The sequence below is a fragment of the Hamadaea sp. NPDC051192 genome (assembly GCF_040682475.1).
GTDB classification, from domain to species: Bacteria; Actinomycetota; Actinomycetes; order Mycobacteriales; family Micromonosporaceae; genus Hamadaea; species Hamadaea flava.
Window position 1 is genome coordinate 31,508 of record NZ_JBFBAZ010000026.1, and the last position, 22,184, is coordinate 53,691.

Consider the following 22,184-nt stretch of genomic DNA (forward strand, 5'->3'; position numbering starts at 1 on the left):
GCCGATTGCGGCGATGCGTATGGATGACCAGGATTTCGCGGTAGAACGAAAGTCTGAACCGGACGCCACCGCAGTGCTCGTCCGGGGAGACGTCGACCTGACCACCGTCGCCCAACTGACCGAAGAACTGCAGTCCGCGATCGCCGACCGGCGTGACGTCGTCATCGACCTCGCGGGCGTCACGTTCATCGACTCCACCGGCGTACGCGCGCTCGTCGAGGCGTACCGGTCGGCCCGGCAGGCGAGCTTGCAGCTGTCCGTCCGCGGCGCCCGGCACTGGGTGGCCCGAGTACTGGAGGTCACCGGGGTCGCGACGATGCTCTCCGCGCAGAGCAGCTGACCCGCTCGCCCCGACAGCTCGATGCGAGAGATCGTCACGGCAGGGCGACCGTCCACTCGGGAGGTAGCCCGGTGATGTGCGCGCCGCTGGTCGAAGCGCCGACTCGCAGGTCGTAATCACCGAGCCGCAACCTGCGCAGGCTGATCCGGCCCCACGACGGCGGCAACGCCGGGGCCAGCCGCAGGCGCCGGTTCGGCACGTCCGGCTCCAGGCCGAGGAACGAGCGCACCAGCAGCAGGGGAGCGGCGCTCGCCCAGGCCTGCGGCGAGCACGAGGTCGGGTACGGGATCGGCGGGCTGAACGCGTCGGCGGAGAACCCGCAGAACAGCTCCGGCAACCGGCCGCCGAACGCCTGCCCCGCCCGGATCAGGCCGTCGGCGAGCCGGTGGGCGAGCGGGACGGCACCCGGGATGTGGGCGTACCGCATCAGGCCCGCGACCGCGATCGCCGTGTCGTGCGGCCAGATCGATCCGTTGTGATAACTCATCGGGTTGTACGCCCCCATGCGATCCGACAGCGTCCGCAGCCCGAAGCCCGAGTCCAGCCCGGCGAGCCCGGCCACGATGCGTTCGGCGTGCTCGTCGGGGACGATGCCGCTCCACAGGCAGTGCGCCGGGTTGCTGGTGATCGAGTCGACCGGGCGCTTGAGCCCGTCCAGCGCGATCGCGTAGAAACCCTCCTCCGGTAGCCAGAACCGTTCGGCGAACAGTTGCTGCAACTTCTCCGCCTTGGCCCGGCAGGCCGACGCGGTGGCCCGTTCGCCGACCGCCTCGGCCAGCTCCGCCCGCGCCAGCCACGCCGCGTACGCGTACCCCTGCGCCTCCGCGAGCGCGATCGGCGGCTCGGCGAGCCGGCCGGTGGCGTCGTTGATGCCGTCCCAGCTGTCCTTCCAGCCCTGGTTGTCCAGGCCACGATCGGTGGCGCGCTGGTATTCCAGGAAGCCGTCGCCGTCCCGGTCGCCATGCCGCTCCATCCAGGACAGTGCGGCGTCGGCCGCCGGGAGCAGCGCGCGGACGGTGCTCTCCGCCGCACCCCACCGCCAGACCTCGCCGAGCAGCGCGACGAACAGCGGTGTCGCGTCGACCGTCCCGTAGTAGTTCATGCCGCCGAGCGTCTCGACGTTCTGCGGGCCGAGCCGCATCTCGTGCAGGATGCGCCCGGGTTGCTCCTCGGTGCGCAGGTCGTGCTGGGTGCCCTGCAACGCCGCGAGCGTCTGGAGCGTGCCGACCGCCAGGGTGGGGTCCAGCGGCAGCGTCATCCAGCTGGTCAGCAGGCTGTCGCGGCCGAAGAGCGTCATGAACCAGGGTGCGCCGGCGGCGACGTAGATCCGCTGCGGCTCGTCCTGGTCGATCATGCGCAGCGCCTCCAGGTCGTGCACGGTGCGCTGGAGGATGCGAGCGAGCCCCGGGTGCTCGACGCGCAGCTCGGTGACCCGATCCCGCCAGCCCGGCTCGCCCTTCTCGGCGGGCAGGTCGCGAAACCGCGGCTCGATCCGGCAGTTCGCCACCACCGGCTGCGCGATCAGCTCCACCGTCCAGCTCTCGCGCGGGGGGATGACCACCTGCCACACCAGGCCCGCGGCGCTCACCGTCGGCTCGCCGGCCGCGTGGACCAACAGACCGCGCGACCCGTCCTCCCGGCTGAAGAACAGCTCCATGCCAGATCTACTGGTACGCGGAGAGGGCGCGCCGGGGCGGCCCTCCTTGACGGCGAACAGATCGGCGAAATCCGTGTCCACCAGCAGTTCCACCGAGACGGCGGTGGCTTCCCGGGCGACGTTGCTGAGGGTGATCACCTCCCGCATGCCCCGGCCGAGCCAGCGGTGCCGATCCACCAGCATGGTGCTGTCGTGCTTACCCGGGACGGCGGGCCGCCGGCCGATGAAGCGGGCGGTGAAGGCGTCGCTGTCGACCACCGACAACGGCTGCGGAGCCTGCCCGTCGAGCCGCAACTGCCAGCGCGACAGGACGCGCGCGTCACGAAAGTAGAGCCCTTGCAGGCCGTTGCCGACGATGTCGCCGGTGGCCTCGCTGATGCAGAATGTCGTCCCCTCGACGAGAGTCACCACCCCGCGTACGCCGCTGAGCGCGGGTGGTTGGGATGCTTCGAACGGGTCAGGGGCAGCCAGGCCTTCGGTCACAGATCCGGGCGTACCCGGGCGTGTCGGGGTTTATGCCCCAGCGGCCGGGGTACGCCGCCGAGCATGCCGATCTCGACCCGATCGGGGCCGCGCGCACTGCGCGTCGCCTTGGTCTCGGAGCACGCGAGCCCGCTCGCCCAGCTCGGCGGGGTGGACGCCGGTGGGCAGAACGTCCATGTGGCCGCGCTGGCGACCGCCCTGGCCCGCCGGGGCCATGAGGTCGAGGTCTTCACCCGCCGGGATGATCCGGGGCCGCCAGAGACGGTGGAGTCCGGCGGCTTCCGGGTGGTGCACGTTCCGGCCGGCCCGCCGCAGGCCGTTCCCCGGGACAACCTGCTGCCCTTCATGTCCGATTTCGGCGCTTGGCTGGCGGCCCGTTGGACCGTCGCGCCGCCGGACGTCGTGCACTCGCACTACTGGATGAGCGGGGTGGCCGCGCTCCGGGCCGGGGCGGGAGTCCTGGACGGCGAGCGCCTGCCGCTGGTCACCACCTTCCACGCGCTCGGCACCGTGAAGCGGCGGGTGCAGGGGGTCGCCGACACCAGCCCGGCCGAACGGACGGAGCTGGAGCCGCTGGTCGCGCACAGCGCCGACCGGGTCATCGCCCAATCCGCCGACGAGGTCGGGGAGCTGCTGAAACTCGGCATCGCCCGAGGACAGATCGCCGTCGTCCCGTCCGGCGTCGATCTCGACCGCTTCCGGCCCGGCCCGGACGGACCCCGGTTGCGGTCGCCGGAGGAGACGCCCCGAATCCTGGCCGTCGGGCGGATGATCCCCCGGAAGGGCTTCCTCGACCTGATCAAGGCCATCCGCCGGGTTCCGGGGGCGCACCTGGTGATCGCGGGTGGGCCGGCGAAGGTTCGGCTGGCGGCGGACCCGGTCGCCCAACGGCTCGTCGAGGCGGCCGAGGAACTCGGTGTGGCCGATCGGGTGGAACTGCTCGGCGGGGTGCCGAACGAGCGGATGCCGGAGCTGTATCGCTCGGCCGACCTGCTCGCCTGCACGCCGGCGTACGAGACGTTCGGGATGACTCCGCTGGAGGCGATGGCCTGTGGCACACCGGTTGTGGCGTACGCCGTCGGCGGGCTGGCCGACTCGGTGGCGCACGGTGTGTCCGGCCTGCTTGTCACCCCCGGCGACGTGGACGGCCTGGCGAAGGCCATCCGCGAACTGCTGACCGTCGAACCCCGGCGGTACGCGTACGCGGTGGCCGGGATGAGTCAGGCCCAGGCCCGCTACCCGTGGCCGCGGGTAGCCGAACAGGTGGAGGCCGTATACCGATCGGTTATCGCCCGACAACTGGTCAGTTTGCGCTGACGGCTGGAGGGACTAGACTGAGGCCGCGTCAAAACGCCTGACGCGACAGCGGCCCGGTGAGCCGTGACGCTGTGCGGCACTCAAGCAGTCGGGTGCCACCGTTTCTGGACACCGAAGGCGCCAACGGAAGGCCAAGGGCTTTTCGCGTGGGGCCGGCGCAGGTGACAGCAGTCATGTCCATGACCCAGGAGAAGGTCAGGTTCCAGCACAGCACGCACAACTCCGAGTCGACGGCGGCATCAGGCGACTTCGAGGCGAAGACCTCGGACGCCCTCGCTCGGATGCAGAAGCTCGATGCTGACGACCCCGAGCGGGCGCGACTTCGCGAGTCGGTCATCGAGGCGTGCGTTCCCCTCGCGCGGCGCATCGCGCTGCGCTTCGGCAATCGCGGTGAAGAGATGGACGACCTGACTCAGGTCGCCCTGGTTGCTGCGATCAAGGCCGTCGATCGGTACGACACCGAGCGCGGCGAGTCGTTCCTGCACTACGTGGTGCCCACCATGGTGGGTGAGCTCAAGCGGCACTTCCGCGACCGGGGTTGGATGATTCGGGTCCGCCGCCAGCTCCAGGAGCTGCACATGGAGATCAGCCGCACGATTCCGACGCTGAGTCAGTCTCTGCGCCGGGTGCCGACCGTGGCCGATCTCGCCGAGCACCTGAAACTGAGCACCGATCAGGTGAGCGCCGGTCTCGAGTGCGCGCGGGCCTACCGGGCCTACTCGCTCAACGCGCCGGTGCGGGGAGCAGACGTCGACGTCGAACTCGGCGATCTCGTCGGAGGAGTCGACAACGAGCTGGAACTCGTCCCCGAGCGCCAGGCTCTCTGGCAGGCGGTGTCCGCACTGCCGGCCCGGGAGCAGAAGATCCTGGTGCTGCGGTACTTCGGAAACATGACCCAGGCGGAGATCGCCAAGATCGTCGGCGTCTCTCAGATGCATGTCTCGCGGTTGCTCACCCAGTCGCTCAACCGGCTGAAGAACGTCCTGCTCGAAGACGCCTGATCCGTCAGGTTCTACGAGTAGGACAGAGCAACGAGGCATGCCTCGTCGGTTCGAGCCGGAGTCGGCACAGTCAACGCCGACTCCGGCTCGCCGGCGCGTACGCCCCGGCCGAGCTTGTTGCTCAGGTTCTTCAGCGGATCACGGGCCCGCCGATCGAGGACGCCGTCGGTGTAGAACACCAGGGTGTCGCCCGGTTCCAGCTGGGCGGCGCCGCTGCTGAACATCGCGTCCGGCAGCAGACCCAGCGCCGGCCCCTCGGGCGACTTCAACGGCGTCGCCGTGGCGGTGCGGGCGCGTACCAGGATCGGGGGCAGGTGGCCGGCCTGAGCCCAGGTCGCGACCTTCGTCTCGTGGTCCACCCGGGCCAGCGCCAGGCTGGCCAGCGGCGGATCGGGCAGCCGATGCAGCTCGGTGTTGAGGACCGCCAGGATCGCCTCGGGTGCGAGTCCGGCGATGCCCAGCGCGACGACCGGCGGCATGAGCCGGGCCACCGCCGAGGCGGCGGTCAGGCCCGAACCGAACATGTCGCCGACCACCAGCAGCAGATCGCCGTTCGGCAGCAGCTGGGCGTCACAGAAGTCCCCGCGCAGGGGAGCCGTGCGATCGGTGGCGAAGTGCCGCCCGACCACGCGCAACGGGCCGCTGCTGTGGTCGAAGGAGCGGGCCGGATACAGCAGGTCCATCAGGGCTCTGGTGAGTTCGTGCTCGGCCGCCAGGCGTACCCGTTGAGCTGAAGCCTGCGCTTGCGATCGCCGCAGTTGCTCGTCGAGCTGGAGTTGCACGGAGATGTCCTGGACCAGGAGCCGCACGGTGCCGCGCGGGTCGGTCTCCTCGGGCCGCGGGCCCTCGCCCGCGGCGAACGCGCGGAGCCGGACCAGCTCCTCGCCGCCGCGGCGCAGATCGATGTCCACAGTGGCTTGACCACCGTGCGCCGCGCGGCGCAGGGCCTCGGTGAGGATCGGCCGCGACTCGGGCTCGGCCAGTTCGACCAGGGCGGTACGCGACAAGGGCCCCTTGCGCGGCGACACGCCGAGCAGCCGGTACATGCCCGGCGACCACCACATGCGTTTGCCGATCGGATCCCACTCGCACCAGCCGAAGTGGCCGAGCTGCTCCATCTGGGTGACCTGTTCCTCCAGCCGGACGAACTCGTCGACGCGCCGCCACGACGCGATGACCGCCCCGGCGATCGGCGCGGCCCGGCGGCCCTTCACGACTCGTTGCCAGGTCCCGGCGACCCGGGCGTCCTCCGGCTCGGGTTCCCGTTCCCAGGGCGTGCCGTCGGCCAGCGTCCGCACGTAGGCGTCGAAGATGCCGTTCGTCAGCAGATGCGGGTACGCGTCGAGCAGCCGCCGGCCGAGCGCGTCGGGCTCGTCGGCCTGGGCGAGCGGGCTCATCGCCGCGACGTGGAAGTCGATGACCACCCCGGCGGCGTCCCGGATCGGCGTGAGCAGCTGGGTCATGCCCGAGGCGGCCTCGATGACGCGCTGGATCCAGCCGAGGTCGCCGGTGAGCGAGGCGGCGGTGCCCGCGATCGCCTGCGCCCAGACCCGGCCGACCGCGCGGCCCGACTCCTGGGCGAGGCGGTCGAGATAGCTGCGGTCGAGCGCGGTGAACTCACGCGGCTGCGTCCACGAGATCAGCAGTACGCCGGTGACGCGCGATTCGATGGCGATCGGGTAGCCCACCATCGCCGGGCCCGGCCCGACCAGGGCGAGGTCGGTCTCCGCCTGACCGTCGAAGAGCACGGGATGCGCGTGCCGCACGACCTCGCTCATCGGCGTGGCGATCAACGAGGGAATCCGCCGGGCCTCGCTGATCTGCTGGGACGTCCAGCCTTCCGCACCGATCAGGCGCAGGGAGCCGTTCGGTTCGGCGGCGAAAACGGCCACGCCGCTGGGCGGTGGATCGCCCGCGTTCGCCATGACCGCCGAGGTCAACCCGGTGATGTCGTCGGCCGCGGTGAACGCGGAGACCGCCCGGCGCAGCCGCCGTTTCGCCTCGTCGGGCCAGGCCGGCGGCTTGGTCGGGGCCAGCCCGGCCATGACGGTGAGCGGGCGCGGCTCCGGTGTGATGGACAGTGCTTCGGTGCGCCGCGGGGCGGCCGGCGCGACCGGCGGGGTCTCCGGCTCGGCCGTCACCGCCACGGCGGCCGGTCGATCGGGCGGGGCGATGCCGTTGACGACGTCGGCGGCGACGTCGACCAGGGGGGTGTTGCTGCGCTGCGAGCGTTGCGAGAGCTGGGCGTACGCCGTCTCCGGGTCGACACCCTGACGTTCGGCGAGGATGCCCTTCGCCTGCTCGATCAAGGCTCGCGTACGCATGGCCCGGCGCAGCCCGGCGACCTCCTGTTCGAGGCGCTGGACGCGGACCGGCCAGTCTTCGGCCGTGCTCTCCACCACTGGGCGATCATATGGCGCGCTGCCGCGGATCGCCTGTCGTCGGGTCGCCGGGCGGCCAGGTGAGCAAATCGGGCGAAACCGCCTCTTATCATGGTGAAAGTGGTTAGCTAACCCCTATGATGCGAGGACAGTGGCGCCGGCTGGTGGCCGCGAGCGGATTGGCGCTCGTGCTGGCCGCGACGGCATGTGGCAATTCGAATGACAACAACAACGGCGGCAGCTCCACCACCGGCGGCGGCGAGAGCACCGAGAACGGCTTCAAGGTCGGCATTCTTCTGCCGGAGTCCAAGACGACCCGGTACGAGACGTTCGACAAGCCGTACATGGAGGCGAAGATCAAGGAACTCTGCCCCAAGTGCGAGATCCTTTATCAGAACGCCGACCAGGACAGCTCCAAGCAGCAGTCGCAGGCCGAGGCCATGCTGACGCAGGGAGCCAAGGTACTCATCCTCGACCCGGTCGACGCCTCCGCGGCGGCGACCATCGTCAACAGCGCCAAGGGTCAGAACGTGCCGGTGGTCTCGTACGACCGGCTCGCCAAGGGCCCGATCGCGTACTACGTCTCGTTCGACAACAAGAAGGTCGGGCAGTTCCAGGGGCAGGCCCTGCTGGACGCGCTGAAAGCGGGTGGTGACCCGAAGCGCGCCGACATCGTGATGATCAACGGCTCGCCGACCGACCCGAACGCCGCCGACTTCAAGGCCGGCGCGCACTCGGTCCTCGACGGCCAGGTCACCATCGGCAAGGAGTTCGACACCCCGGACTGGTCGCCGGACAAGGCCCAGCAGGAGATGGAACAGGCCATCACCGCCTTGGGCAAGGACAAGATCATCGGCGTGTACGCCGCCAACGACGGAACCGCCGGCGGTGCGATCGCGGCGATGAAGGGCGGCGGCTTCACCACGCCGTTCCCGCCCGTCACCGGACAGGACGCTGAGCTGGCCGCGATCCAGCGGATCGTCGCCGGTGAGCAGTACATGACCATCTACAAGGCGATCAAGCCGGAGGCCGAGATCGCGGCCTCGATGGCCATCGCCGCCGCCACCGGGCAGGCGTACTCCGGCGAGCCCACCACCACGGTCAACAACGGCACCGTCGACGTCACCTCGGTGCTGCTGACCCCGGTCGTCGTCAAGAAGGACACGATCATGGACACGGTGGTCAAGGACGGCTTCTACAAGGTCGACCAGATCTGCACCTCGCAGTTCGCCTCGGCCTGCCAGGCGGCTGGTATCAAGTGACCGCCACGGACTCTCCGGTGCTCGCGCTGACGGGCATCTCGAAGCGATTCGGCGCGGTGCAAGCTCTCACCGACGTCAGCCTGGAGGTGTACCCGGGCGAGGTCGTCGCGCTCGTGGGTGACAACGGCGCCGGGAAGTCCACACTCATCAAGGTGATCGCCGGTGTCGGCCCCGCTGACACCGGCGAGATCCGGTGGGGGGACAAGCCGGTCCACATCACCAAGCCGGCCGACGCGACCGGGCTCGGGATCGCGACCGTCTACCAGGACCTCGCGCTCTGCGACAACCTCGACGTCGTCGCGAACCTCTTCCTCGGCCGGGAACTGACCAGGACCAGGGTCCTCGACGAGATCGGCATGGAGAAACGCTCCCGCGAGCTGCTGGGCAGCCTCTCGGTGCGGTTGCCGAGCGTACGCGTGCCGGTGGCCGGCCTGTCCGGTGGTCAGCGGCAGTCCGTGGCGATCGCCCGGTCCCTGCTCGGCGAGCCGAAGGTCGTGCTGCTGGACGAGCCGACCGCGGCCCTCGGCGTCGCACAGACCGCCGAAGTCCTCGATCTCGTCGAACGCCTCCGGGAACGGGGCCTCGGCGTGATCCTGATCAGCCACAACCTGGCCGACGTCAAGGCGGTCGCCGACCGGGTGGTGGTGCTGCGGCTGGGCCGCAACGCCGGGGTCTTCGACCCCGACGAGACCAGTCAGGAGGAGATCGTGCAGGCGATCACGGGAGCCCTCGACAACGCGGTCACCCGCCGCCGGGCCCGCAGCGAAGGCGGCTCGCCGGACTCGGGGACCGGCGACGCCACCGGGCCGGTCGACGATCGCGACCTCGGGGATCTCGGGGGTGAGGGATGACCAACCCGACCATTCCGCCGCCCGCGGCCGGTCCGCTGGCCGACTCCGACACCCACTCCCCGTGGGAGCTGATCAAGCGCCGCATACGCGGTGGCGAGCTGGGCGCCTGGCCGGTGCTCATCGGGCTGATCATCATCTGGGTGGTCTTCCAGGCGCTCAACGATCGCTTCCTGACCGCGCAGAACCTGTCCAACTTGGCCTTGCAGATCACCGCCGTCGGCATGATCAGCGTCGGCATCGTGCTCGTGCTCCTGCTCGGCGAGATCGACCTGTCGGTCGGCTCGGTCGCCGGCGTCTGCGCCGCCGCGTTGGCCGTCCTGTCCGTACGCCGAGGCTGGTCCGACATCTCCGCCATCATCGTGGCGCTGCTGCTCGGTGCGCTGATCGGGTTCTTGCAGGGCACCATCTTCGCCAAGCTGGGCGTACCGGCGTTCGTGGTGACCCTGGCGGGCAACCTCGGCTGGCTCGGCCTCCAGCTCTACCTGCTGGGCTCCGAAGGCACCATCAACGTGCCGACCGGCACCATCACCGACCTGATGAACACCAAGCTCAGCCAGGCGGCGGGCTGGATCGTCGGGGTGATCGTCGTCGCCCTGTACGCCCTCGCGGCGTTCACCGCCCGGGCGCGGCGAGCCTCCGCCGGCCTCCCCGCGGCGTCGCTGCGCAGCGACCTCGTACGCGTCATCGGCCTGGCCGCGATCGTGGTCGTGACGGTGGCCGTGCTGAACTCGTGGCAAGGCGTACCGCTCGGCCTGCTGATCCTCGTCGGTCTGGTGGCGGTGCTGGACCTCGTGCTCCGCAAGACCCGGTACGGCCGCAGCATCTTCGCCGTCGGCGGCAACATCGAAGCGGCCCGCCGGGCGGGCATCAACGTGGCGGCGGTCCAGATCTCCGTCTTCACGCTGTGCTCGACCTTCGCCGCGCTCGGCGGCATCCTGCTCGTCTCCCGAGGCTTCTCGGCCACCCAGACGACCGGTGCCAGCGACGTCCTGCTGCTGGCCATCGCCGGCGCGGTCATCGGCGGCGTCAGCCTCTTCGGCGGCCGGGGCAGCCCCTGGGGCGCCCTGCTCGGCGCGGTCGTGCTCGGCTCGATCAGCTCCGGCATGCTGCTGATCGACGTCGACTCCTCCGTCCGGTACATGATCACGGCGGCGGTGCTGTTGGCGGCGGTCATCCTCGACTCGGTGTCCCGCCGGGGCCGCCGGGCGAGCGGTCGCGGCTGACCCTTCCTCATTCGGCGGGGCGTCGGGAATCCGGCGCCCCGCCGCTGTGCATCGCTTTGCCTGCGGCGTGCTCCAAAGGCGCACCGAAGAGGAGGGGCGGCTGGGCTGCGTGCGTCGCCGCCATGATCAACGGAGTAAATGTGGGGCCATGACCCCGCGAAACTTCCGTTGATCATGCGGACCATGATCAGGGTCATTTCTGTGTTGCCATAGCGACATGGAAGTGACCCTGATCAAGCGGCATCGGCAGTAACCAATGCGCGAATCGTCGCCAGCTCTCATCTTCGGTGCGAATTAAACAGCGCGCACCGCAAAGCCGCAGCCAGTGTGAAAGCGAACGCGGGGTCAGTCGAAGAGGGAGGGCTGCAGAATCCCCTCCAGCACCAAGATCCGCCGCTTCAGCTCGATCCCCGGCCCGTACCCGCCGAGCCCGTCGGACGCCAGCACCCGGTGGCACGGCACGACGACGGGGATGGGGTTGCTGCCCATGATCTGCCCGACGAGGCGGGCACTTCCGTCCGGCAGCCCGGAGCGGTCGGCGAGTTCGCCGTAGGTGATGGTGGTGCCGAACGGCACGGTCTCATACAGCGTCCGCAGTACGCGTTCCTGCGGCCCGGAGGTCAGCGACCAGTCGACGGTGAGGTCGAACGACTGCCGTTCCCCGTGTGCCCATTCGGAGATCTGCAGCGCCGCCTCGGCGACGAAGGGATCATGCGGCGAGGCGGGGCGTACGCCGCCGTGGCGGGCCAGCGAGCGGGCAGTGGCCCCGCTCCCGTCGAAGGAGACGCAGGCCAAGCCGTCGCCGGTGACCGCCACGGTCAGGGGGACCAACGGTGTCGGAACGGTGAGCCAGGCGAACTCCATCCCCCGAAGCTAGCGCGCCCCACCGACAGAACCACATGCGGTCAGTCGTCGCCGGACCAGGCCCGGTCCTCGGCTTCCTTGCGAGCCTCGCGCTCGCGGATGACGTCCAGGGCGCGCGCTGCCGTCGCCTCGTCCGGGAACGGGCCGAGCAGGTACTGCTCCGCCTCCTGCCGGCCGTGCTCGGGCCGCCGGTGTTTCAGGCAGTAGAACCACGGTTCGGAGCTCTCCATGCCCTTCATGCTCGCATGCGTGGCAAAGACCCGCCGGGAAGACGGAATCTCGGGGAGGATCAGGGCATGACCGACTACACCGACGACGAACGGAAGACGCTGCGGGACGCCGGGTTCGGCGCGATGATGCTCGTCTCCCAGGCCGATCCGGGTTTCTTCGCGATGTTCTCCGAGAGCATGGCCGGGGCGAAGGCGATGGCGGCGGCTCCGGCCGAGCTGCGGGATCTGTTCAAGGGCGGGGGACTGCCCTCGATGCCGAAGGGCGGTGCGGCCGAGGTCGAGTCGACCGTCCTGGGCCAGCTGCAGCAGGCGGTGCAGATCCTGCAGGCCAAGTCGCCGCAGGACGTGCAGGCGTACAAGGATGTCGTGATCGCCGCGTGCGACCAGGTCGCGGAGGCCAAGGGCGGCGTGCAGGACACCGAGACGGCCATGATCGCCAAGGTGAAGGCGGCTGTCGGCGCATAGCGTCGGAGCCCTAGGCTCGCCGCATGAGCAACCGGGGTATTCACGACTGGGAGCCGTTGCGGCGAGCCACCTGGCTCGAACTCTTCTGCGACCTCGTGTTCGTGGTCGCCGTCGCCCGGTTGGGCCAGCTGCTGCATCACGATCACTCGCTCGGCGGCGTGGTCGCGTACGTGGGGCTTTTCGTCGCCGTCTGGTGGCTGTGGATCAGCTTCTCCTACTTCGCCGACCTCTTCGACGACGACGGCCCGGGTCAGCGCGTGGCCCAGCTGATCGCCGCGCTCGGCGCCGCGGTGCTCGCGGTCACGATCCAGCCCGGGTTCGACTCCGCGCGGTTCGCCGCCATCTTCGCGCTGCTCCTGCTCTTCCTGACCGGCTTGTACGCGATCATGGGGCGGTCGATTCCGCGAGCTGCCGAGCTGTGCCGCTGGTATGTCGTGGGCTCCGCCTCGGGCGCCGTCCTCTGGGGCGCCTCGCTGCTCGTCAGCGGACCGGCGCGGTACGCCCTATGGGTGGTGGCGCTGGTGGTCAACTCGACCGTCTCCGGCCCGCTGGCGTACGCCCGGATGAAGAACCCGCCCGTCCAGGTCTCCCACATGCCGGAGCGGTTCGGCTTGTTCACCCTGGTCGTCCTGGGTGAGGCGGTGTGGAGCACGGTCGCCGGGATCACCGAGGGCGCCTGGAGTCCCGGCGCGGTGGCCGTCGCCGTGAGCGGCTTCGTCATCGCCTGCGGCATCTGGTGGGTCTACTTCGGAGGGTTCGACGAGGCGGCCATCGACCGGGCGCTGGCCAACGGCCGCAACGCGCAGGTGCAATCCTTCCTCTACGGGTACGGCCATCTGCTCATCTACGTGGCGATCGCGGCGACCGGGATCGGCGTGGAGCTCGCGGCCGAGATGGCGGCGCACCATCACCACGGCACCCTGCCGTTGTTCGCCGTGGCCCAGGTCGTCATCATCGCCGGATTCATCCTGATCTCCACGGGCGTCGGCCTCGACCTGGGCGTCGGCCGCCGGATCCACGGTGTCCTGCTCGGCCTCAAGACGCTGGTCGCCGCGACGGCGCTGGGCTTCGGCCTGTTCACGGAGTCGCCGGTGCTCACCGTCACCGCCTCGGCCGTGGCCTGGACGGCGTTGCTCGTCGCGGAGGCGATCGTGATCCATCGACTGGGTCACCCTAAGATCATCACTGGGGCAGATGTCCCGGCGACCTGGGGAGGCTCGGATGCGGCGATGGATGCCGATGGCGATGGCGGCGTTGATGGTGACGACGTCGGTTCTGACGGCCGGCTGCGGATCAACGAAGGATCCTGAGTTCACCGGCGGCCAGCCCGGCCTGGTCGGCAGCGGCGCGGGAGTCTCCGACGTCCAGCCGTCCAGCTCGGCCGGCGCGCTGTCCACCCCGGCCGCGAGCGCGTCCGCCGTCCCGCCGACCACCGGCGCGGTCGTCAGCGGGGCGACGACGGCGCCGATCCCGGCGGGGCAGCCGCAGCTCGTGCGGCTGGGCGTACCGGTGGCGAAGTGGCAGGCCGAGTTCGACCGGATCGTCGCCGCGAAGTACCGGCTGGTGCATTTCGACGGCTACGAGGTCGGCTCGCAGACCTTCGTCAACGCCCTGTTCCGGCCGAGCGACGGAGTCGCCTGGCAGTCCCGGAGCAACCTGACGGCGGCCGCGTACCAGACCGCGTTCGACCAGTTCAAGACGCAGGGCTATCGGCTGGCCGACGTCAGCAGCTACCTCGTCGCCGGTCAACTCCGGTACGCCGCGATGTGGCGCAAGGCGTCCGGTCCGGCGTGGGTGGCGTACCACGGCTATTCGCAGAGCGCGCACCAGACCAAGATCGACGCGCTGACCAAGGAGGGTTACCACCCGGTGGCCGTCTCCGTGGTGGCGCCGAACAACACTCCGCAATGGACGGCGTTGTACGTCAAGGAGAACGTCGGCTCGTGGCTGGCCAAGTCGTGGTTGACCCTGGCCGAGTACCAGACCCAGTGGGATGCCGCGATGGCCAAGGGCATGCGGGTGAGCTACCTGAGCGCGACCCAGTACGCCGGAAGCGTCCGGATCTCGGTCATCTTCGAGCCGGGCACCGGCGCCTATGAGGCGCGGTTCGGGCTGACCGCCGCGGAGGCGGCGACGAAGACGGGCTCGAACCAGTCGGCCGGCCGGCTCACGCGAGCGGTCGCCGGGTACGCCGCCGGCAGCTCGGCGCGGTTCGCCCTCGCCTGGTCCTAGGCGCGTTCGCCCCCGGGGTACGCGGCCAGCAGCGTGTCGATCTCGGCCATCGCCGTCGCGGTGGCCGAGTAGTGCACCGCGTGCATCCCGATCGCGGCGGCTCCGGCCACGCACCGCTCCACATCGTCGAGGTAGACGACCTCGTCAGGGCGTACGCCCAGCCGGTCGCAGGCCAGCTGATAGATGCGCGGATCGGGTTTGGCGATCCCGCACTCGTGTGAGTAGACGATGTCGTCGGTCATCTCGGGATAGCGGTACGACGCCGCCTCCCGTTCGCGGGCGCCGACGAAGCTGTTGCTGATGAGGCCGGTCAGATACCGCTGGTGCAGGCCTTCGAAGTAAGCCGTCAGCTCGACGTTCGGCGTACCGAGGTAGACCGTCCAGATGTCTGCCATGAATCCCTCGGCCTCGGCGACGGACGTCCCGGCACCCTCCGCGATCCCTGCCACGACCTCGGCTTCGGTGATCAGCCCGATCGCGCCGCGCGCCCAGATGTCTCCCAGGCGGCCGTTCATCTCGTCCGGTTCGAGTCCCCAGCGTGCGGCCCACTTCTGGTCCACCGGGTCGAACCCCTCCGGCGCACTCAGCTCGAGGATGCCACCGATGTCGAACACGACAGCACGAATCGCCATTTCCCCGTCCCTACAGTCGATCCACGAAGTCCTTGGCTTCCTTCAGGCCCAGTCCGGTCTTCTCGCGTACCAGTTTGATCGCGGGAATGACCAGGCCACGGGCCTTCAGCTGGGCCGCCTCCGCAGCCACGTCGTCAATCGGCGGCCGGCCCGCGGGCGGTGACTGGGCGACGACGGGTGCGCGGCCCACTGCCATGGCCTCGACGGCGTCCTTGGCCTCCTTGAGACCGACGCCGGTGAGTTCGCGGTAGAGCTTGATCGCCTGGATCTTCTTGCCCTCGGCGAGCAGGGCGGCGACCTCGTCGCCGTCCGCCGACGGGCGGGGCGTGCCCGGTACGCGGGCCGCCATCTGTGCGGACACCAGGTCGTCGGGGCGGCGGGACTTGGTCGTCCGGCCGAGGATGAACGCGACGATCGCCACTCCGATGAGGAGGGCGATCGCCGGCGGGTTGAGATCCACGTGGCTGACCCTACTCGGCCGCAGCCGGCGGCGAGCTAGTCAGAACTTCGTAGTCAGGAGGGTCGGCATGCCGGCCGGTACGCCGATCGCCGGGGCGTCGGCGAGCGTGGGCTCGTCGTCGGGCTCGGCGGCCAGCAGGGCGCGGAGTGCGGCAGCACGGTCGGCGTTCGCGGCGTCGGCGAGCTGGCGAAGCTGGTCGGCCTCGGCGGCGGTCAGCCCGTAGAGCGTCGCGATCCGCTCCGGTTGGAGACGGGTGGCTCGGGCGAAGTCCTTGTCGATGGTCAGGCGGGCGATTGCGTCGGCGAACTGGGACATCGTGGCTCCTTCCTCGTCTTCGCTCCGCGCGCGTGATCTCAAGGTAGGCCCCAGGGGACGATCCTGACCTCAGGCTTAGTACGGAAGTCTGAACATCCGGTCGGCTAGGTACCGTCCTCCGTACATCGGGGGACCACCGGAGTGGCTCTTGGCGGATCAGCCGCCCAACATGTCGCACACGGGGTGCGATGCGCGAACCGCATCTCGATGTCTAGTGACATTCCGTCGGGCCGTCACATCTAGTGGCGGCTCCCGTACCCCTGACGATGGTGGGAACACGACGGATGAGCTCTCGCACTTCGCGCCTGCGGGCGAAGATCGCCTTTCTGCTGGCGTCGCTCGCGGCCCTCTGGGCCTTCGCGGCGTTCGTGACGGTCCGGGACGGGTTGACCCTCCTCTGGATCCGTACGCTGGACTCCGAGGTCGGCCGCCCGACGAACGCGCTGGTTCAATCGGTTCAGGAGGAACGCCGCCGGTCGGCGGTCTACCTGGCGCTGGAGGAGAAGGGCGACACGGCGGCGAGCGCGACGGCCCGGAGCGCCCTCGACACCGCGCGGCAGCACACCGACGAGGCGGTGTCCGTGTTCCGGAACTCCGTACGCGGAACGGCCGCCCGCTGGGCCCAGTCGGACACCACCGCCGCCCGGCTCAGTGAACTCGACGCCCGGCTCAACGCGCTGCCGGCTGAGCGGTCCGATATGGACGCAGGTCGGGTGGAGCGGTCGGCGGTGACCGCCTTCTACACCGGCGTGGTGGGCAAGGGGTATGAGATCTTCGAGACGATCTCCGTCTTCTCCGACCGGGACATCAACAGCCGACTGGGGCATCTGCTGACCTTGTCGCGCGGTCGCGAGCTGCTGTCGCAGGAGGACGCCCTCATCTCCGGCGTCATCGCGGCCGGTCGGTTCAGCCCGGCCGAGGCGGCCGAGTTCGGCCGGATCGTCGGCGCCCAGCGGTACACCCGCTCGGTCGGCGTCGCCGGGCTCCCCGATGACACGGCGATCTACCAGCCGGTGCTCGAAGGCCAGGAGCTGGGCCGATTCCAGGCCCTGGAAGACCAGATCGTCCTACAAGGACCCGGTGCCGCGCCCGTCACCGCGGCCGCCTGGCGGGCCGCGCTCGACCCCGCACTGGCCTCCCTCGCCCAGCTCGACATCGACCTCGCCGACGCCACGATCGACCAGGCCACCGGGCCCGGCGTGATGATCGTCGTCCGGCTGATCCTCGCCGCCGGGCTCGGGCTCATCGCGGTCGTCGCCTCGATCATCCTGTCCATCACCACGGCGCGGGCGATCGTGCACCAACTCCGGCTGCTGCGTGACGCCGCCGACGACCTGGCGACGGTACGCCTGCCGCGAGTGGTGGAACGACTGGCCGCCGGCGAAGAAGTCGACATCGAGGCCGAAGCGCCTCCGCTGGCCTTCGGCTCCGACGAGATCGGACAGGTGGGGCACGCGTTCACCAAGGCGCAGGAGACCGCCGTCCGGGTCGCCGTCGATCAGGCGGAACTGCGCCGGGGCGTACGCGACGTCTTCGTGAGCCTGGCCCGCCGGAACCAGGCGCTCATCCACAGCCAGTTGCGGTTGCTGGACGACATGGAGTGCCGCGTCACCGACCCGACCGATCTCGAAGAGCTGTTCCGCGTCGACCATCTGGCCACCCGAATGCGCCGCAACGCCGAGAACCTACTGGTGTTGTCGGGCGCCACGGCCGGGCGAGGCTGGCGGCGGCCGGTGCCGGTCGCCGACATCCTCCGCGCCGCCTGCGCCGAGGTCGAGGGCTACCACCGGGTCGTCATCCAGCCCGGCGACGCCGCCGAGTTGGCCGGCCGCGCCGTCGGCGACGTCATCCACCTGCTGGCCGAGCTGGTCGAGAACGCGTTGTCGTTCTCCCCGCCGGACACCACGGTGCATGTCAAGGGCGCGCGAGTCGGCACGGGCCACGTCCTGGAGGTCGAGGACCGAGGCCTCGGGATGAGTGAGGCCGTCTTGGACGAGTCCAACGAGCTGCTTCGCGACCCGCCGGAGTTCAAGCTGACGAGCACCGCGCGGCTCGGCCTGTTCGTCGTCGGCCGGCTGGCGCAGCGCCACGAGATCGAGGTGCAACTGCGGCGCTCGCCGTACGGCGGGGTCACGGCGATCGTGCTGATCCCCGAGAAGCTCGTCTCCGGCCGCCCGCCCGCGTCCGAGCTGACCCTCCTGGAAGCCGCCGTCGCGCTGCCCTCGGTGCCCGAGATGCGCCCCCGGGCGGCGGCCGCGCCGGTCGCGCTCGCGGTGCGCGCCGAGCCCCCGGTCCGGGTGGTCACCGCGCGTACGCCGTCGGGGCTGCCCGTGCGGCCCAAACCGAACCCGTCCGCGCCGGCGCAGGCGCGCGACATCCGGGACCTGATGAGTGCCTTCCAACGCGGTACGCAACGCGGCCGGGCGGAAGCCGTCGAAACACCCGCGGAAGGGGAGAACAATGACGCAGCGACCGACCGCTGAACTCGGCTGGCTGGTCGACGACCTGGTCAGTCGGCTGCCCGGCGCTGAGCTGGCCGTGGTGCTGTCCGCCGACGGACTGGTGATGGCGGCCGCCGCCGGCACGGCCCGGGAGGACGCCGAGCATCTCGCGGCCGTCTCGGCGAGCATGTTCGGGCTGGCCCGAGGTGCGAGCCGCCGGTTCGGCAAGGGCGTGGTCCGGCAGGCGGTGATGGAGATGGCCGCCGGCTTCCTCTTCGTCAGCTCCGGCGGCACCGGGGCCTGCCTGGCGGTCATCACCGACGACTCCGCCGACATGGGCCTCACGGCGTACGAGATGGCGATGCTCGTGACGCGGGTCGGCGACTACCTGACCGCGCCCGCCCGCACCCCGGCCGCGGTCGAGTGACCGGCCCGGACCCGGCGCAGCCGGAGGAGCAGGCCTGGCTGGACGACGACGCCGGCCCGGTCGTCCGCCCGTACGCCCTCGCCGCGGGCATCACCGCGGAGGCGGCTGAGGAGTTCGACCTCATCGCCGTGGTGCTCGCCAGCCGGGCCCCGTCGTCCGGCGACGCCGCCCTCGGCACGGCCTCGGCGCGTATTCTGCAACTCTGTCAGGAACCACTGTCTGTTGTAGACCTGTCGGCCCGGATGAGCCTGCCGGTCGGCGTGGTGCGGGCGCTCCTGGCCCAACTCGCGGCCCGAGATCTGATCCGGCGGAGCCATCCCGGCCCGGCCGCCACGCCCAGCGTCGAGACCTACAAGGCGGTCCTTCATGGATTACGAGCACTCTGACCTCGTGCTGCCGACGGCGTACAAGATCGTCGTCGCGGGCGGGTTCGGCGTCGGCAAGACCACGATGGTCGGCTCGGTCAGCGAGATCCAGCCGTTCTTCACCGAGGAGCTGCTCACCGACGCCAGCCTCGGGGTGGACGACGTCTCGGGCGTCGAGGCGAAGACCACCACGACGGTGGCGCTGGACTTCGGCCGTATCCGGATCAGCCAGGACATGATGCTCTACCTGTTCGGCACCCCCGGCCAGGACCGCTTCCTGTTCATCTGGGACGAACTCGTCGAAGGCGCGATCGGCGCGGTGGTCGTCGCCGACACCCGCCGGCTGGAGGACTCGTTCACCTCCATCGACTACTTCGAGCGCATGGGCGTGCCGTTCATCGTGGCGGTCAACTGCTTCGACGGCACCCGGGTGTACGCCACCGACGAGGTCAAGGCGGCGCTCAACCTCGATCCCGGCGTACCGGTGCGGCACTGCGACGCGCGAAAACGCGACTCGGTGAAGGAAGTCCTCGTCACGCTCCTGGAACACCTGCTGACCCTGCGGGCGGTGGCGGCCTGATCCGTTGGCCGCTGGATCACGGATGCCGGTCGAATCTTGCCGCAAGATTCGACCGGGAACCCTGATCCGGGGCTAGAAGCGGGCCGGGCGCTCGGCGAGGCGGCGCAACAGGGCCCGCTGCTCCTCGGTCTCCGGCGCCGGTACGCCGCGCGCCTCCGACACCAGTTCCATCGCCTGCTCGGCGGCGGCGCCCAAGGCGATGAGCGCGGCGGCCGCGACGATGCCGGAGCGGCCGATCCCGCCCCGGCAGTGCGCCACGATGAAGTCCCCGGAGCGCAGTCGCACCGCCAGTTTCGCGGCCAGTTCGGCGAGATCGTCGAGATCCGGCACGGAGAAGTCGGCGATCGGGAAGTCGATGTACGCCAGCCCGGCGTCGCGGGCGATCTCCGGCTCGGCGGCCAGCCCCAGCAGGTCGCGCTCGCCCTCGGTGAGCGCGCAGACCAGCGCGTCCACTCCCTTGCGGCGCAGCCCGTGCAGCGCGCGCACGAGGGCGTCGCCGCCGGTCGGACGGGACATCACCGCCAGCCGCCCCGAGACCGGCCAGTCCACCAGAAACGGTCCGGCCATGCGCGCATCCTATGGCCTCAGCCGGCGTGGCGAGTGCGGGATCCGCCCCACCGGAATCGGACCTGGAGGACCAGCACCGCGGCGAGGATGACCACCCCGCCCACGAGCTGCCCGGGAGTCAGCCGCTCGCCGTAGACGACGGCCGTGGTGGCGACCGTGACGGCGGGTTCGGCACACGACAGGATCGACGCCGTGGGCGCGCCGACGAGCCGGATGCCGGCCAGCAGCGTCGCGATCGGGACCACTGTGGAGAAGATCGCCAGCAGCACGACCCAGCCCCAGCCCGTCGCTTCGCGCGGCCCGGTCATCGAGCCGGTCGCGTACCCGGTCGCGGTCATCGTCACCCAGGCCGAGGTGCAGACGATCGCGGAGAGCAGGAAGACGTCCAGGTCCGCGGGGACACCGGCGGCCACGGTCAGATACAAGGCGTACGCCGCGGCGGAGCCCAGCGCCAGCGCGACCCCGATGCCGGCGGCCGAACCGATCGCGCCACCCGAACCGAGGATCAGCACCAGGCCGACGGCCGAGCACAGGAGGGCGGCGTACCGCCGGCGATCCGGGCGCTCCCGGCGCAGCAGCACGGCCAATCCGGTCACCAGCGCCGGGTACAGGTACAGCAGCAGACCGGTCAGCGACGCGTCGATCCAGGCGAGCGAGCTGAAGTAGAGCACCGCCTGGGAGGCGTACCCGATGCCGCCGAGGCCGACGCACATGAGGAGCGTGCGGCGGGCCGGGAAGGCGGGCCGCCGGAACGCCACGATGACCCACAGGATGACGGCGGCGACGGCGAAGCGCCCCGCGAGCATCGCCGGAACGCTGATCCCGGCGGCGTAGGACTGCTTGGCGAAGACCGCGGACAGCCCGAATCCGGCCGCCGAGACCAGGCACAGCAGGGCGCCCAGACCGGGTGCCGGCCGATGGCGAGGAGTCGAGGGGCGCACATCGGCCGGCTCCCGCTCGAGCCGCGCGTGAGGACGGTGAGCCGGCGTAGACGACTCAGCCGGCACCTCGGTGGCGGCCACGTTCGCGGTCATGACTGGAGACGGTAGGCCGCTTCGAGCTATCGAGGTAGCCTGTTTTTCCTCCGGAACCCGAAGGAAACGCCTTGATGACGCTGCACCAGCTCCGGTGCTTCCTCGCCGCGGTCGAGCACGGCTCGTTCACCGCCGCCGCCGGCGCGCTCGGGTACGCCCAGCCGTCCGTCTCGGAGCAGGTCCGGCTGCTGGAGCAGCACCTGGACGCGCCGTTGTTCCGCCGAGTCGGGCGGGGTCTCGTGCCGACCGAGGAGGCGCGGGCGCTCGTGCCGCACGCGGCGGCGGCGCTGGCCGCGGTCGAGGAGGCGGGCCGGGCGGTCGCCGACGTACGCCAGGTGCTCACCGGCACCGTCCGATTCGGAATATTCAAGACCTCCCGGTTCTACCTCGGTGCGGAGTTGGTCGGCGACGTCTTGCGCCGGCATCCGGGCGTACGCCTGGAGCTGGTCGGCCAGAACTCGGCGGAGCTGCGGGACCTGTTGCGCAAGGGAGCCCTGGAAGCCGGGCTGATCGCCCTGCCGGTCGAGGAGGAAGGGCTGGCCGTCAACCCCGTGATGCGCGACGAACTCGTCTACCTCAGCGCGCACCCGGAACGCCTGGTACGCCCGGTGACTCCGGCCGGCCTCGCGGCTGCGCCGCTCGTCCTGCCCGACGTCAGCTGGCGGGAGGCCGACTCGACGCGCCGGGCGCTGGCCCACAGCGTCCAGTCGGCCGGGCATTCGCTGCGCCCCCGGGTCGAGGTCGAGGACATCGAGACCGCGCTGGAGGTCGCCGCGACCGGACTGGCCGACACCGTGATCTGGCGGGGCGTCCTGCATCGGCTCGCCGACCGGCTGCCGCCCGGGCTCGGCTGGACCCCGCTGCGACCCCGGCTCTACGAGACCTTCGCCATCGTGCACCGGCCGGACGCGCAGCTGTCGGCGGCCAGCCGGGTCGTCATCGAGCTGGCCGCCGCCCGGATGCGGGCACTCGCCGCCGCCCTTTAACCCCGCAGCAAACGGGGGAGCGCTTTCTCGAAGGAGCCAACGTTGGCACATCGGGAATTCGTTGTCGGGGG

At 70.6% G+C, this 22,184-nt stretch carries 23 protein-coding genes; 14 read left to right on the forward strand and 9 right to left on the reverse strand.

Annotated features, from left to right (window positions below):
- Positions 1 to 13: 13 nt before the first annotated feature.
- On the forward strand, positions 14 to 340 hold the full coding sequence (locus tag AB0M47_RS13995; RefSeq protein ID WP_363412738.1) for an STAS domain-containing protein: 327 nt from the start codon (positions 14 to 16) through the stop codon (positions 338 to 340).
- Positions 341 to 374: 34 nt separating this feature from the next.
- Here the strand turns inward: AB0M47_RS13995 and AB0M47_RS14000 are convergent, their stop codons facing one another.
- Positions 375 to 2,480 carry a glycogen debranching N-terminal domain-containing protein gene (locus tag AB0M47_RS14000; protein WP_363412740.1) on the reverse strand — a complete coding sequence of 702 codons (2,106 nt, stop codon included), beginning with the start codon at positions 2,478 to 2,480 and terminating at the stop codon, positions 375 to 377.
- Between the two features lie 96 nt (positions 2,481 to 2,576).
- Between AB0M47_RS14000 and AB0M47_RS14005 the strand changes: the two genes are divergently transcribed.
- Together AB0M47_RS14005 and AB0M47_RS14010 are read left to right on the forward strand one after the other, a co-directional pair.
- Positions 2,577 to 3,797, forward strand: coding sequence for a glycosyltransferase (locus tag AB0M47_RS14005; protein WP_363412827.1), 1,221 nt, complete (start codon positions 2,577 to 2,579; stop codon positions 3,795 to 3,797).
- Between the two features lie 173 nt (positions 3,798 to 3,970).
- Positions 3,971 to 4,798 (forward strand): SigB/SigF/SigG family RNA polymerase sigma factor, encoded by an 828-nt coding sequence (locus AB0M47_RS14010; protein WP_363412742.1) that lies wholly within the window; start codon positions 3,971 to 3,973, stop codon positions 4,796 to 4,798.
- An 11-nt stretch (positions 4,799 to 4,809) separates the two neighbouring features.
- Here AB0M47_RS14010 and AB0M47_RS14015 read toward each other — a convergent pair whose 3' ends face one another.
- Entirely contained in the window at positions 4,810 to 7,200 is a 2,391-nt protein-coding gene (locus tag AB0M47_RS14015) for a SpoIIE family protein phosphatase (RefSeq protein WP_363412744.1), read from the reverse strand.
- Between the two features lie 116 nt (positions 7,201 to 7,316).
- Between AB0M47_RS14015 and AB0M47_RS14020 the strand changes: the two genes are divergently transcribed.
- The 3 genes from AB0M47_RS14020 to AB0M47_RS14030 are packed head-to-tail and all read left to right on the forward strand — an operon-like array spanning position 7,317 to position 10,515.
- On the forward strand, positions 7,317 to 8,441 hold the full coding sequence (locus AB0M47_RS14020; protein ID WP_363412746.1) for a sugar ABC transporter substrate-binding protein: 1,125 nt from the start codon (positions 7,317 to 7,319) through the stop codon (positions 8,439 to 8,441).
- Positions 8,438 to 9,292 (forward strand): ATP-binding cassette domain-containing protein, encoded by an 855-nt coding sequence (locus AB0M47_RS14025; protein ID WP_363412748.1) that lies wholly within the window; start codon positions 8,438 to 8,440, stop codon positions 9,290 to 9,292. The genes AB0M47_RS14020 and AB0M47_RS14025 overlap by 4 nt, the downstream gene beginning before the upstream one ends.
- Positions 9,289 to 10,515, forward strand: coding sequence for a sugar ABC transporter permease (locus AB0M47_RS14030; RefSeq protein ID WP_363412750.1), 1,227 nt, complete (start codon positions 9,289 to 9,291; stop codon positions 10,513 to 10,515). The genes AB0M47_RS14025 and AB0M47_RS14030 overlap by 4 nt, the downstream gene beginning before the upstream one ends.
- A gap of 345 nt (positions 10,516 to 10,860) precedes the next feature.
- On the opposite strand, the gene AB0M47_RS14035 is transcribed toward AB0M47_RS14030, so the two are convergent.
- Both AB0M47_RS14035 and AB0M47_RS14040 read right to left on the reverse strand, forming a co-directional pair.
- Positions 10,861 to 11,379, reverse strand: a complete 519-nt coding sequence (locus AB0M47_RS14035; RefSeq protein ID WP_363412752.1) for a methylated-DNA--[protein]-cysteine S-methyltransferase — start codon at positions 11,377 to 11,379, stop codon at positions 10,861 to 10,863.
- 41 nt (positions 11,380 to 11,420) lie between these two features.
- Entirely contained in the window at positions 11,421 to 11,609 is a 189-nt protein-coding gene (locus AB0M47_RS14040) for a hypothetical protein (protein WP_253760962.1), read from the reverse strand.
- A 66-nt stretch (positions 11,610 to 11,675) separates the two neighbouring features.
- Between AB0M47_RS14040 and AB0M47_RS14045 the strand changes: the two genes are divergently transcribed.
- From AB0M47_RS14045 to AB0M47_RS14055, 3 genes are read left to right on the forward strand one after another with little or no spacing between them, the layout of a single operon-like run.
- Positions 11,676 to 12,074 carry a hypothetical protein gene (locus AB0M47_RS14045; RefSeq protein ID WP_363412754.1) on the forward strand — a complete coding sequence of 133 codons (399 nt, stop codon included), beginning with the start codon at positions 11,676 to 11,678 and terminating at the stop codon, positions 12,072 to 12,074.
- Between the two features lie 23 nt (positions 12,075 to 12,097).
- Complete coding sequence (locus tag AB0M47_RS14050) at positions 12,098 to 13,384, forward strand: low temperature requirement protein A (RefSeq protein ID WP_363412756.1); 1,287 nt, start codon at positions 12,098 to 12,100, stop codon at positions 13,382 to 13,384.
- Positions 13,296 to 14,306 carry a hypothetical protein gene (locus tag AB0M47_RS14055; protein WP_363412758.1) on the forward strand — a complete coding sequence of 337 codons (1,011 nt, stop codon included), beginning with the start codon at positions 13,296 to 13,298 and terminating at the stop codon, positions 14,304 to 14,306. The genes AB0M47_RS14050 and AB0M47_RS14055 overlap by 89 nt, the downstream gene beginning before the upstream one ends.
- Here the strand turns inward: AB0M47_RS14055 and AB0M47_RS14060 are convergent.
- From AB0M47_RS14060 to AB0M47_RS14070, 3 genes are read right to left on the reverse strand one after another with little or no spacing between them, the layout of a single operon-like run.
- Positions 14,303 to 14,938, reverse strand: a complete 636-nt coding sequence (locus AB0M47_RS14060; RefSeq protein WP_363412760.1) for an HAD family phosphatase — start codon at positions 14,936 to 14,938, stop codon at positions 14,303 to 14,305. The genes AB0M47_RS14055 and AB0M47_RS14060 overlap by 4 nt on opposite strands.
- A gap of 10 nt (positions 14,939 to 14,948) precedes the next feature.
- Positions 14,949 to 15,398, reverse strand: coding sequence for a ribosomal protein L7/L12 (locus tag AB0M47_RS14065; RefSeq protein WP_363412762.1), 450 nt, complete (start codon positions 15,396 to 15,398; stop codon positions 14,949 to 14,951).
- A gap of 39 nt (positions 15,399 to 15,437) precedes the next feature.
- Complete coding sequence (locus tag AB0M47_RS14070; RefSeq protein ID WP_363412764.1) at positions 15,438 to 15,713, reverse strand: hypothetical protein; 276 nt, start codon at positions 15,711 to 15,713, stop codon at positions 15,438 to 15,440.
- A gap of 284 nt (positions 15,714 to 15,997) precedes the next feature.
- Between AB0M47_RS14070 and AB0M47_RS14075 the strand changes: the two genes are divergently transcribed.
- From AB0M47_RS14075 to AB0M47_RS14090, 4 genes are read left to right on the forward strand one after another with little or no spacing between them, the layout of a single operon-like run.
- A complete protein-coding gene (locus AB0M47_RS14075; protein WP_363412766.1) occupies positions 15,998 to 18,196 on the forward strand; it encodes a nitrate- and nitrite sensing domain-containing protein in 2,199 nt (732 codons plus the stop codon).
- Positions 18,174 to 18,581 carry a roadblock/LC7 domain-containing protein gene (locus AB0M47_RS14080; RefSeq protein WP_363412768.1) on the forward strand — a complete coding sequence of 136 codons (408 nt, stop codon included), beginning with the start codon at positions 18,174 to 18,176 and terminating at the stop codon, positions 18,579 to 18,581. Before AB0M47_RS14075 ends, AB0M47_RS14080 begins: the two co-directional genes overlap by 23 nt.
- Positions 18,578 to 18,967, forward strand: coding sequence for a DUF742 domain-containing protein (locus tag AB0M47_RS14085; protein ID WP_363412770.1), 390 nt, complete (start codon positions 18,578 to 18,580; stop codon positions 18,965 to 18,967). Before AB0M47_RS14080 ends, AB0M47_RS14085 begins: the two co-directional genes overlap by 4 nt.
- A complete protein-coding gene (locus AB0M47_RS14090; RefSeq protein ID WP_253760971.1) occupies positions 18,948 to 19,526 on the forward strand; it encodes an ATP/GTP-binding protein in 579 nt (192 codons plus the stop codon). Before AB0M47_RS14085 ends, AB0M47_RS14090 begins: the two co-directional genes overlap by 20 nt.
- 72 nt (positions 19,527 to 19,598) lie before the next feature.
- Here the strand turns inward: AB0M47_RS14090 and AB0M47_RS14095 are convergent, their stop codons facing one another.
- Together AB0M47_RS14095 and AB0M47_RS14100 are read right to left on the reverse strand one after the other, a co-directional pair.
- Entirely contained in the window at positions 19,599 to 20,093 is a 495-nt protein-coding gene (locus tag AB0M47_RS14095; protein WP_363412772.1) for a tyrosine protein phosphatase, read from the reverse strand.
- A gap of 17 nt (positions 20,094 to 20,110) precedes the next feature.
- Positions 20,111 to 21,127, reverse strand: coding sequence for a DMT family transporter (locus AB0M47_RS14100; protein WP_363412774.1), 1,017 nt, complete (start codon positions 21,125 to 21,127; stop codon positions 20,111 to 20,113).
- 74 nt (positions 21,128 to 21,201) lie between these two features.
- Between AB0M47_RS14100 and AB0M47_RS14105 the strand changes: the two genes are divergently transcribed.
- Positions 21,202 to 22,113 carry a LysR family transcriptional regulator gene (locus AB0M47_RS14105; protein WP_253760974.1) on the forward strand — a complete coding sequence of 304 codons (912 nt, stop codon included), beginning with the start codon at positions 21,202 to 21,204 and terminating at the stop codon, positions 22,111 to 22,113.
- Positions 22,114 to 22,184: the final 71 nt, after the last annotated feature.

Excerpts from the sequence above, each read along its gene's own strand:
- AB0M47_RS13995 (WP_363412738.1), top strand. The coding sequence starts at position 14 with ATGCGTATGGATGACCAGGATTTCGCGGTAGAACGAAAGTCTGAACCG.
- AB0M47_RS14010 (WP_363412742.1), top strand. The coding sequence starts at position 3,971 with ATGTCCATGACCCAGGAGAAGGTCAGGTTCCAGCACAGCACGCACAAC.
- AB0M47_RS14020 (WP_363412746.1), top strand. The coding sequence starts at position 7,317 with ATGATGCGAGGACAGTGGCGCCGGCTGGTGGCCGCGAGCGGATTGGCG.
- AB0M47_RS14030 (WP_363412750.1), top strand. The coding sequence starts at position 9,289 with ATGACCAACCCGACCATTCCGCCGCCCGCGGCCGGTCCGCTGGCCGAC.
- AB0M47_RS14035 (WP_363412752.1), bottom strand. The coding sequence starts at position 11,379 with ATGGAGTTCGCCTGGCTCACCGTTCCGACACCGTTGGTCCCCCTGACC.
- AB0M47_RS14040 (WP_253760962.1), bottom strand. The coding sequence starts at position 11,609 with ATGGAGAGCTCCGAACCGTGGTTCTACTGCCTGAAACACCGGCGGCCC.
- AB0M47_RS14045 (WP_363412754.1), top strand. The coding sequence starts at position 11,676 with ATGACCGACTACACCGACGACGAACGGAAGACGCTGCGGGACGCCGGG.
- AB0M47_RS14050 (WP_363412756.1), top strand. The coding sequence starts at position 12,098 with ATGAGCAACCGGGGTATTCACGACTGGGAGCCGTTGCGGCGAGCCACC.
- AB0M47_RS14055 (WP_363412758.1), top strand. The coding sequence starts at position 13,296 with ATGCGGCGATGGATGCCGATGGCGATGGCGGCGTTGATGGTGACGACG.
- AB0M47_RS14060 (WP_363412760.1), bottom strand. The coding sequence starts at position 14,938 with ATGGCGATTCGTGCTGTCGTGTTCGACATCGGTGGCATCCTCGAGCTG.
- AB0M47_RS14070 (WP_363412764.1), bottom strand. The coding sequence starts at position 15,713 with ATGTCCCAGTTCGCCGACGCAATCGCCCGCCTGACCATCGACAAGGAC.
- AB0M47_RS14075 (WP_363412766.1), top strand. The coding sequence starts at position 15,998 with ATGAGCTCTCGCACTTCGCGCCTGCGGGCGAAGATCGCCTTTCTGCTG.
- AB0M47_RS14080 (WP_363412768.1), top strand. The coding sequence starts at position 18,174 with ATGACGCAGCGACCGACCGCTGAACTCGGCTGGCTGGTCGACGACCTG.
- AB0M47_RS14090 (WP_253760971.1), top strand. The coding sequence starts at position 18,948 with ATGGATTACGAGCACTCTGACCTCGTGCTGCCGACGGCGTACAAGATC.
- AB0M47_RS14095 (WP_363412772.1), bottom strand. The coding sequence starts at position 20,093 with ATGGCCGGACCGTTTCTGGTGGACTGGCCGGTCTCGGGGCGGCTGGCG.
- AB0M47_RS14100 (WP_363412774.1), bottom strand. The coding sequence starts at position 21,127 with ATGACCGCGAACGTGGCCGCCACCGAGGTGCCGGCTGAGTCGTCTACG.
- AB0M47_RS14105 (WP_253760974.1), top strand. The coding sequence starts at position 21,202 with ATGACGCTGCACCAGCTCCGGTGCTTCCTCGCCGCGGTCGAGCACGGC.